At 36.3% G+C, this 3148-nt stretch carries 4 protein-coding genes; all 4 read left to right on the top strand.

Annotation, left to right across the window (positions count from 1 at the left end):
• A partial coding sequence (locus tag AC1DTM_RS21145) for an alpha/beta hydrolase (RefSeq protein ID WP_477000797.1) occupies window positions 1-1034 on the top strand: 1034 nt, incomplete at its 5' end.
• Window positions 1035-1580: 546 nt separating this feature from the next.
• Window positions 1581-2090: a DinB family protein gene (locus tag AC1DTM_RS21140; protein ID WP_016105340.1), complete on the top strand. Its 510-nt coding sequence runs from the start codon at window positions 1581-1583 to the stop codon at window positions 2088-2090.
• Window positions 2091-2623: 533 nt separating this feature from the next.
• A complete protein-coding gene (arsR, locus tag AC1DTM_RS21135; RefSeq protein ID WP_016105339.1) occupies window positions 2624-2929 on the top strand; it encodes an arsenical resistance operon transcriptional regulator ArsR in 306 nt (101 codons plus the stop codon).
• A 60-nt stretch (window positions 2930-2989) separates the two neighbouring features.
• The coding region (locus AC1DTM_RS21130) for a VOC family protein (RefSeq protein ID WP_477000798.1) at window positions 2990-3148 on the top strand (159 nt) is incomplete at its 3' end.

The raw sequence follows: 3148 nt of genomic DNA, 5'->3' as shown, positions 1-3148 counted from the left end.
GTATGAATATGAGGGTACCAAAAATCTCTGTCCCAATGCCATTTATGAAAGCAATTATGAATAGTGGAGTAAGTAAAATAACAAAAATTCCTTCTGATGGACTGAATTTTATTACAAAACGAAAATTTTCAAATGTTTCAGCGAAAAAAATTATGGGAGGAGATTGGTTTAAGAAGACGAGTGTAATGAAATTTTTCCCTGCCGTAGTAGCTGATCTGGATTATCGAATGATGTATCAAAATGGCCAGCATAATCATTTATTTAAACGAACATTATGCGATAACACTACCCTTTACCAATTACACGGAGAGGGTAAACCGTTTATTTTATTACATGGTTTATTGAGTGATGGAGAGGATTTATTTCCTTTAGCACAAGAGCTTCATGAAAAAACTGGTCAACCTGTATGGATCTTGGATCTTCCAGGTTTGGGACGTTCTCCTTTTAAACGAGAGAAAAATATTCTAGATATCTATTTGAATGTAGTGAAAAAGTTATTGGAGAAAGCTACTAATGGTGCACATCTAATTGGCCATTCATTCGGTGCGTTTATTCTTCTGGAAGCATTGGTACAAGAGTACATAGATAAGAAGTATTCAATCACTTTACTTCAGCCACCTGTTGCTAAAAAAAATGCTAAATCGCTAAATGTTCCTCAATTTATGAACAAATGGACATTAAAATTGGCAACTACTAATTTGATAGGGCGTTATTTATTAAGTAATGGTTTGTTTGAAAGTATGGAGAGCATCCCTGAACATTATATCGAAAAAATAAGTAACAGTTTTACTTCTCCTAGAATTTTAAATACTACGGTTCAGCTTAACAGTTTACTACTGAAAAACGATCAAGGTGATTTCAATGAAGTAACAAAGTATAATCTTCACATTATTTGGGGGGATTATGACAGAGGCTATTCTGCTCCATCGCATCTTGGTAAGGTTGATTTTGTTCCATATGGCCATCATTTTCCTCTTAGCCATCCGAGTGAAACGGCAACATTAGTAATAAAAAATAGTAATACTAGCAGATGAGAGTGTGGGATAAATAAACAGTGTGTAGTAAGATCGTTGTGTCTTTGAAATAAAATCGTACTGTATGGGGTCCCACCCCATATCTATCAAGCTATACTTCTGAAATATCCCCAAAACGAAAATTTCATCCTTTCATAGTTGTCCATAGGATCTTAGGTCGATTTTCATTTTTGAGAAGAATACATTTCTCAAATTGATGGAAATATGGGGGGGAAATAATGTTACGATGTTTATAAAAAAGTAGTTAGACTAGTGTGTTTTACTCCGATTCATTTCAAAATATAATTGAAAATCCATCTTTAAATTAAAAAAGAAGGTGTTACCTTTATATATTAATAACTTCGAAATATTGTATAACAGATAATTTTTATGCATTATTGATTAACATTGCTTATTGTGCTAACGAATCAGGATAGTGTGGCGACCGACAAACTAAATAGTTGCTTATCCTCAATTATTAGAAGGAAAGTTCCATCATTTCGCGAATTTATTAGACATAGACGAGTGCTATAATTTTCTATATCTACATATAAGAGGTGACTACGCATGAATCAAAGACCGTCAGAAGAAGAATACGCCGGGAACTCCGGCGAATATATCCGTTTGGTACCGGACGGTAACATCATCGATATTCTGCTCGCCCAGGAAAAGCAAATGACCGAGCTCCTGGCATCGTTGACCGAAAGCCAGTACGCGTATCGGTATGCTGAAGGAAAATGGACGCTGAAAGAAGTCGTGGGCCACATTGCAGACTCGGAACGTGTCATGACCTACCGCCTGCTCCGGTTCGCAAGAGGGGACCAGACGCCTCTGACTGGTTTTGATCAGGAATTGTTCATGCCTCCTTTCGGAAGGTGGACAACCGCGCAATTGGCCGAAGACTACCGGGCCGTACGGCAATCAACGATCACATTGCTGCGCGGGCTACCGGCGGAGGCGTGGACCCGCAAGGGCACAGCCAACAACCTAAGCATTACGGCGCGCGCCCTCGCGTACGGCATCGCAGGACACGAACTTCATCACATGGGGGTCATCCGAAATCGGTACTTGAGTTAATCGTAGGCTGAGGCCTTTGGAATGGAACTAACACCTCTCATACAACCTTAGATACCGTTCTTATTGGGGTCCCGCCCCACAACCATCAACTTAAGGATTTAGACCATTTTTGAAATTAAAAGCACATTACTATTCTCTTATGTTAATGAGAAAGGGTGACGTGCTTTTTATGAATATGCACCAAAAACAAGAGTTATCTTTATTTGCCGAAGAGTTATATCGATTTTTTTCATTTGGGGGTATTTGTTTTTCTTAGCTTGATGGTGATGGGGCACTACTCTATAATGGTCAAATTAAAATTTAAAACAGTTATAGAGACTCCATTCCTCGGAAATATTGTAACTATTAAGTTGTAAAAAGAACCGTAGTTTTTCATTTTTGGAAAGGCTATGGTCCTTTTTAGTTGTAGCAAAGATATGATTTGAGGGATTTTTTGTAAATCAAAAAATTTTGATTAATTAGTTGCATAATAAATTAATCAGCGTATATACTATAAACATCAAAAAAAGTTGATGAAGGGGGAGTGAACTAAAATGGCACAAGATTTTCAGCTCTATGAGAAAAAATTTAAAGCGTTGGCCGATCAGAAGCGTTTAGAGATTATGTATGAACTTTGTCAGCGAGGCCAGACTTGTGTGTGTGATTTAACAGAGTTTTTCGAAATGACACAATCTAAGTTGTCATATCATTTAAAAATCCTGTTAGATGCCGGTTTAATTGTAAAAGAAACAAAAGGTACGTGGAGTTATTATGATTTAAATGATGAGGAAGTAAATAATTTATTATCAGAAGAATTATGCTGTATCTTTAGAAAAACAGGAAAAGGGAGCTGTTGTTAAAATTTTGCCCTATTAATCAAAAAAAATTGATTAATATTATTTTAAGAGGAGGAATAAGTTATGAGATATGTTCATGTTGGTATAAATGTTACTGATTTAGAGAAGTCTATTGAATTTTATGAAAAGGTATTTGGTGTGTCACCAGTTAAGGTGAAAATGGATTATGCAAAATTTTTATTAGAAAACCCAGGGCTTAATTTTACACTGAATGTACGAGAT

Source organism: Bacillus sp. P4_D3, assembly GCF_056401855.1.
The sequence above is the reverse complement of the archived record's forward strand: the minus strand, read 5'-3'. Positions and strand labels throughout refer to the sequence as shown.